The sequence below is a fragment of the Brevundimonas sp. genome (genome assembly GCF_036659295.1).
In the GTDB taxonomy this organism is placed as follows: Bacteria; Pseudomonadota; Alphaproteobacteria; order Caulobacterales; family Caulobacteraceae; genus Brevundimonas.
Map to the genome: position 1 here is coordinate 1 of NZ_JAVXCU010000090.1, position 243 is coordinate 243.

General features: G+C 58.8%; 1 protein-coding gene. It reads right to left on the minus strand.

Features of this window, described 5'->3' with window-relative positions; genetic code table 11:
• Positions 1–63 precede the first annotated feature (63 nt).
• A partial coding sequence (locus RSB01_RS12265) for a hypothetical protein (protein WP_332625560.1) occupies positions 64–243 on the minus strand: 180 nt, incomplete at its 5' end.

Sequence of the window (243 nt, forward strand, 5' to 3'; positions counted from 1 at the left end):
ATGACGAGGTCGTGGGTGGTTCTATTTCGATGACCGGAGTGCGGATCGGCTGATCCGCGCGACCTAGGCAAGAAAGCGGTGCGGATCGGCTGATCCGCGCGACCTAAGCAAGAAAGCTGTGGGGATCAGTTGATCCTGCACGCTGGATAAAGAAACGGCGCAGATCATCTGATCTGCGCCGTTCTTGTTTTTAGCGGCGGCGGTCCACGGCAAACATGCCCGGACCGGCGGCGGCGATAAACA